The following is a 6,844-nucleotide window of genomic DNA, read 5'->3' on the forward strand; positions in this document are numbered from 1 at the left end:
ATTAAAGTCGCAAGATTCATGCCATATTTTTATAAATTGAATATTATACCTTAAAATAGTAATAGCTTTGTTTGATAGAATAATTTCAATGATTTCGGATGATATGTTTCGAAACTGCAACACAAATCAATATAAGCGTTTTGTATTTGAAACAGTGTTTTATATTTGAAACACACAGACATACACAAAGCCGAGCTGAAAATTATGTGGAAATTTCAAGAAAAATATGAGATGATAAAACTATCAAAAATAATACAATTACTTTAAAAAAATATTTGAAGATTATTATCCTGAATTTTGGAAATAGAATAAATAAAAGTATCCACTATGAGTATTTTAGGAAAGTATGGCAGTATAAATTCATAAATTATATGATTAATAAAAATCCAGAGAAAAAAGCAAAGTTTAAAAATATTCAAAGATTATCCTAATGGATTTTATATAAATACAAAATCAAGAATGAAAAGTGCAAGAGGTGCATCTATATATATATAGGTAGATACTTAGCAAGACTTGCGATAGCAGAATATAGAATACTTAGCTATGATGGTAAAATGTATCGTTTTGGTATAATAGCCATAAACTAATGAGCGAGTAGAATAAACAGTTACGGCACAAGTGTTTATAGGGGGATATAATGAAAATTTATAGTATTTTAGAAACTATTAGAAAAATGAATGATTCAACTGAAAATACATTAATTGTTAAATATGAGAATATGTTAGCAATGTTGTTTTTTTGTCCAATTTTATTTATTGGTTCGATATTTAAATTTCTAATTATGTATTTCGTATTTAATCAAAATATGAAAACTATGTTAATAGACAGTCTGTTTTTATTTGGTATTTTTTTATGTTTTCAAATTTTTAATAAAATAATCAAGAATGAAATACTTAAATCACATGTATTTACGGTTATTTTTTCTTGTATGTTAATGTTCATAGTATTGCGAGTTTATCATTTAGTTGGTGCGACGGTATGGACGATAGCATTTATTCTTATTATGATATCTATGTTACGAATAAATAAAAGTATGTTAATAATAATTTCATTTACAACTTTAATGCTAAACATTTTCGTTTGGTACAATGCATATCCTTTTCAGATGGGAACCATCTACTATTTAACACAAATTGTATCATTCGTATTATTATTTAGTATCACATTAATTGTTCATAAAATTAATAGTAATCGCTATTATCGTATTAACGAACAATTTCAAGAAGTATTTAAAAAAAATGAACAAATTTTATCCTCTGAGAAAGAAGCCAAACATCTTGCTTATCATGACCATTTAACAGGGTTGCCAAACAGGCTATTCTTATCTGAAAAGCTTAATCATGCCATATCTTTGTCAAGTCGTATGGAAAAAATTCTTGCAGTGATGTTTTTGGATTTGGACCATTTTAAAATGATTAATGATACCATGGGGCATGACACAGGAGATGAATTATTGGTACAAGTATCTAAAAGATTGAGTAACACCCTGCGAAACAGTGATACAGTTGCCAGAATTGGTGGCGATGAATTCATTATTTTGATAAAAGATGTAGAAGACCTGGATTACATTAGCCTGGTATCAGAGAAAATTCTTAAACGTTTCAATGAACCATTTAGTCTTAATAATCAAGACTGTTTTGTTACTACAAGCATTGGTGTTGCTGTATACCCAATGGATGGTGAAAATGCGGAAGAGTTGCTTAAAAATGCGGATATTGCCATGTATAAGGCTAAGGAAAAAGGCAGAAATCAATATGCACTTTGCACTCCAGTAATGAAAATCAAAGTCGTTGAAGCGATGGAAACCACCAATAGCTTATACCGAGCACTGGAACGAAGTGAGTTTGAACTATACTATCAGCCTCAAATGAGCTGTACTTCTAATGAAATAGTAGGACTGGAAGCCTTGATAAGGTGGAATCACCCTGAATTAGGCTTAGTTTTGCCATTGGAATTCATTTCTATTGCTGAGCAAACGGGCCTTATTATTCCCATCGGAGAATGGGTGTTGCGGACTGCTTGCAAGCAAAATAAGGCCTGGCAGGATGCAGGTTTTCCTCGAATTCGTATGGGGGTTAATCTTTCCGCAAAGCAATTTCAGAATGACAATCTTGTCAAAGATGTGGAAGGAATTCTAAAGGAAACGGGCTTGGATTATCAGTACTTAGAACTTGAAATTACAGAAAGTGCTGCAATTAATGGAGAAAGGCATATTATTGAAACTTTAAGTGTCTTTAAAAAAATGGGCATTAATATTGCAATTGATGATTTTGGAACAGAGTATTCTTCTTTGAATTATTTAAAACAATTGCCCGCTGACAGAATTAAAATCCCAATGACATTTATTCAGGGTATTGGTGTGAACACTAAAGATGAAGCAATTACGAAAGCGATTATTATATTAGCTAAAAACATGGGATTAGGTGTTATTGCAGAAGGAGTTGAAACAAAAAATCAGCTTGATTTTTTAAATCAGGGAATGTGTGACGAGATACAAGGGTTTTATTATTTTAAGCCTATGCCAGCCCATAAAGTGGTGGAATTATTAAAAAAACCACTTATATATGATCTAAAAATCACCTTATAAAAATACACTCTTTCGAATTCCTTAATTAGTAAAATTCACTGAATAATAATGTGTTTTATAACTCCTTGGTTTTTTAGTGTTAGTTCAATTTTAAATTTACCCAAATAATCGATATTTAGGCCACGTCTCAACTGATATAATTTACCCTATCTCTGTACGGCTGATGATTTCATCCTGTACTTCCTTGCAAAGCTCGACAAAAAAGGCACAGTATCCAGCGACACGTACAATAAGATCCCGATATTCTTCAGGGTGTAGTTGGGCTTGTAGTAATGTTTTGTTATCGACGCAATTAAATTGCATCTGAGCATTACCCATAATTGAAGCGGTTCGCAACAGGGTAATCAATCCCTCCCTACCTTCAGGAGTATTCAAAGAATTACTGCTTATTTTAAAGTTATGAGCCATTCCAAGACTCATTGATTCAACATTAATCTTGGATACAGACTTTATGACTGACGTCGGCCCTTTTGTATCAGCGCCCTGAGAAGGACTCATTGCGTCAGACAGTGGTTCACCGGAAAGGCGCCCATTAGGTGTTGCTCCAATCATCCCTCCCAAAGGTGTATTAAATGACTGGGACAAAGTGCCATGGATCTGTCTTGCATAAAGTGACTTGTGCTGATTGATTCTGTATTCTGTATAATCGACAATGTCAGTGGCAATTAGATCGGCATAGTTGTCGTCATTACCGTATTTAGGCGCTTGTTCATAAGTGGTCAATGTCTCCAGTTCTCCCGTGTCCAGCCACTGCTTGCTTCCGTAGGACTTAAGAACACCACGATTGAATACCATTTCAATCGTAATAGGCCATTGTGTAAAGCCACCTGCTGTCCACTGGTGTATACACGTCCGGATTTTTGTGGTTCAACACATCCCATAAGGCAATAGTCACGAGAGTCTTCAAAATCAAAACCTTTCCTGAGCATCATTTTAATATGCGCATCATCAAAATGGCACGCAGGCATACCGCTGCCAGCTTTGATAACTTCCACAATCTTTTCTAAATATCTGTGTGGAGATTGATTGTAGATACGGCAGGCAAGGGATGGCTGATATATCTTAACTTTTTCCACAGCATCCATAATCAAATATGTTAGTTCGTTGGTGCCATCTCCTCCTTCACGTTTCTGTCCACCTACAGTCATGTTGATAAAAGGCATATATCCCGCAAAATACTTGGCACTCGCTTCCGCTGTATACCAAATCATTTCTGAGCATTTGATCATAAAACAACCCATCAATTCAAAAGCCTGCTCTTCGCTTAGCATTCCGTTCTCAATATCTGACGCATAGCAAGGTAACACATACTGGTCAATACGGCCCAGTGAAGTACTAGATTGATTATCTTCCATCAAAAATAATGACTGTATTGTCCAAATGGCCTGCAATGCTTCATGAAATGTTTCTGGAGGATTAGCTGGCACACGGGCATTAACCTCGGCGATCTTTTTAAGCTCTGATTTACGCTTTGGATCTTGTTCCTTTTCAGAAAGTTCCCATGCATATGTCGAAAGACGAGCTGCATATGTGAGAATTCCCTCACACGTTTCTATTGTAACACCAGTGTCCTTACTCCCGGTTCATCATACATATTATATTTTTGCACATTGAAAATGAGTGCCTTTCTTTCAATAATAGCTACATTCGCATTGCTCATAATATATAATCTCTCTCCTCTTGATTAAATAAATTCACTTCCAATTATAGCTAAAACGAAACCCAAAGTAAAACAGTATGGCATACGGCAACCATTCACATGTCGGGTTATCTATACTAACCCACCTGGATAGTATGAATAAGAAAGCTACACAAAAATTAAATTTGTATATTACAATACTAAAGTCAGCTGCAATTTAGTAGGTGACTTATTTAACTCCTATAACTATTCATTTGTCTTGTAAGAACTTGTTCAACTTAAATAAAATAAAGGCATACAATATAATTAAAATTATGTCGTATGCTTTTTATTTTATTTATAATTTGTACTCTATACCTATATTTATTGTTACAATCCTTAATAATAAATATATTTAGATTTATATTTATTGTTATAATCATTAGCAGCGTCAACCAATTGCTTATAGTTCTCTATTCCTTTGATTTTTATTATTTTTTTAAAATCATAGTATCTGATGTTTTTACTTTTTTTTATAATTTGTTGATATGGTTTACGCTTTAGTAAATAATTCCAAAACACAACAGCATCAATTTCTAAATACTCACCTTTTTTATCATAATGAGCTTGTATATCGATCAACATTTGTTGAGCGTCAGCATCATTTTCTTTACCAGTAAAAAACTTAATTATTAAATTTGCTTCTTTTGAAGTTGCTAGAGCCTGATTATTATTTATGTCTAACAATGAATCATTCATTAATATCTCCTCCTTGTAGGTATGCATTATGCATCATCATTAGTTATATTCATTTATATAAGTATACCTTAAAATTGAAAATTATGAAAATGTCGCTCTGCAACCGCTGCAAATGTTAGCTAAAGATAAATAGTAAAATGCCGTGAAAACCTATTTTTTCACGGCATTTATTTTATTTAAAATATGTGCTAGAAAATTGTTTATCTTTATTATAGTGATTAACTAGATTGACGAAATCTATTATTTTAATTTACTATATTTTATTAACTGTTCTCTTGTTAATTTGAAATTCCTACCTAAACAACAATATTGTGGAGTGTCTCCTTGGACGTCTACAATATTTTTAGTATATACATACTCTGACATTTTGGCTCCTAACCTTTCCCAGAAGTATTCTCCTTCGTCATATGTTCCAGTACCATCAATAATATCAATGTTAAATTCTTTTACTAAGTGTATTAACAAATTTGTTGCGTGCTTCTTATGTGTATATTTAACGTCTATGTTTATATCGTCTACATGCATACTATTTCCATTAATCTCAAAAGATATGTTGCCTATTATTATTCCATCAAATAAAATATTTTTTACTCCTGTATCATTATTGTGCATTCCTCTAGCGTCTTTTAATTTATACATTCTAATGTGTTCCCCCTTTTCAACAATAGAAATTGAATAATTATAAATTGTTATGCGCTAAGCTTACTAGGCTTATATATTAAGGTGTTATATATTTTCAATATTTGTTTTCCATTAGTTACATATTTTGTAAGCTATAAATGTCAACTCATTATTATTGTTTTATTATGTTAGATTCTATAAAAAATAATTAATCCCTCTTTTGTAAAGTAATTAAATGAAAAACTAAAATCATATAAGAAAAAGCCGCGAAATTTTAATTTCCACTGCTTTTAGCTTTTATTCAGACTTAGTTTGTTGAATACTAAATTAACAAATATATATTACTTTGTACATTAACGGTCTACATTTATCTTTCCCACCAACCCTTTCCTACAATAATTCCATCTGTATACATAGATGTTTTTTCACCATTTTTATCTCCCATTTATCTAGTGATCTTTGAATATATGATATTTATAGAAGGTATTTTAAAATTTAACTGAAATCTAACTTTAACTTAACTATATTATAGTATGTTCCAAACGGTCCTATCAAATCCAAGTTATTTCCTAGGAAAAGTAATTCCCATTGGAGATATTGGTGAGAACCCATATAGAAAAAACATTAAGGATAATAATGAAACTCAAACAGATTCTGTAAGATTTTATCTGAAATAAAGTAAGTTTTATTATGAGTAAAAGGAATTAATACGGGATTTAATTTATATAATGTAAGTAATTATATTATATAAATGGGGAACAATAATGAAAAATTTAATAAAGCATCCTGTAGCATGGACTCTATTTATAATTGGTTTAGCGGGTTTTTTCGCATGGGCTGCATTTCAGTAATGAGGTTGCCGGAAATATAATTACATTTGAAGATGAAAAGTTAGAACAATAAATAAGATATACCAGCCCCTTTGGTGAATAAGCTTAAACAATATAGGCTAACACAAATGGCTTTAAAACTTAAGATGGTCAATTTATATAACGATAATAAGCTTGTATTTTGCAATATGTTTGGAAAGTATTTAAATATTCCAAATATTTTAAAGCAATTCAAAAAAGTGATAAATAAAATGGGGGTAAAATAGCCCTCATTTTTTATTTATAAAAACCAATAAGGGGCAAAATTTTATTTTGGGGCAAAGCTAAAGCCTTACAAACTTAGTGTTTGCAATGCTTTAGTGGTGCGTCGGACAGAAGTCGAACCTGCGACCAACTGGTTCGTATGAAGTAAGTTTAAACAAATTTAAA

At 31.6% G+C, this 6,844-nt stretch carries 3 protein-coding genes and 2 pseudogenes; 1 reads left to right on the top strand and 4 read right to left on the bottom strand.

The window, feature by feature from the left end:
• Window positions 1-637: 637 nt before the first annotated feature.
• Window positions 638-2,587 carry an EAL domain-containing protein gene (locus JJE11_RS11735; protein WP_291635800.1) on the top strand — a complete coding sequence of 650 codons (1,950 nt, stop codon included), beginning with the start codon at window positions 638-640 and terminating at the stop codon, window positions 2,585-2,587.
• Window positions 2,588-2,728: 141 nt separating this feature from the next.
• Here JJE11_RS11735 and JJE11_RS11740 read toward each other — a convergent pair.
• The 4 genes and pseudogenes from JJE11_RS11740 to JJE11_RS11755 form a co-directional block, all read right to left on the bottom strand.
• Window positions 2,729-4,143 (bottom strand): annotated as a pseudogene (locus JJE11_RS11740) (pyruvate formate lyase family protein); the annotation flags it as partial.
• A 5-nt stretch (window positions 4,144-4,148) separates the two neighbouring features.
• Window positions 4,149-4,247 (bottom strand): annotated as a pseudogene (locus JJE11_RS11745) (choline TMA-lyase-activating enzyme); the annotation flags it as partial.
• Between the two features lie 357 nt (window positions 4,248-4,604).
• Window positions 4,605-4,964 carry a hypothetical protein gene (locus JJE11_RS11750; RefSeq protein WP_291635802.1) on the bottom strand — a complete coding sequence of 120 codons (360 nt, stop codon included), beginning with the start codon at window positions 4,962-4,964 and terminating at the stop codon, window positions 4,605-4,607.
• Window positions 4,965-5,204: 240 nt separating this feature from the next.
• On the bottom strand, window positions 5,205-5,603 hold the full coding sequence (locus tag JJE11_RS11755; protein WP_291635803.1) for a hypothetical protein: 399 nt from the start codon (window positions 5,601-5,603) through the stop codon (window positions 5,205-5,207).
• Window positions 5,604-6,844: the final 1,241 nt, after the last annotated feature.

This window comes from Clostridium sp. (assembly GCF_016650095.1).
In the GTDB taxonomy this organism is placed as follows: domain Bacteria; phylum Bacillota; class Clostridia; order Clostridiales; family Clostridiaceae; genus Clostridium_AD.

What these genes read in the sequence shown, in the direction of transcription:
- JJE11_RS11735 (WP_291635800.1), top strand. Translation starts at nt 638, where the DNA reads ATGAAAATTTATAGTATTTTAGAAACTATTAGAAAAATGAATGATTCA.
- JJE11_RS11755 (WP_291635803.1), bottom strand. Translation starts at nt 5,603, where the DNA reads ATGTATAAATTAAAAGACGCTAGAGGAATGCACAATAATGATACAGGA.
- JJE11_RS11750 (WP_291635802.1), bottom strand. Translation starts at nt 4,964, where the DNA reads ATGAATGATTCATTGTTAGACATAAATAATAATCAGGCTCTAGCAACT.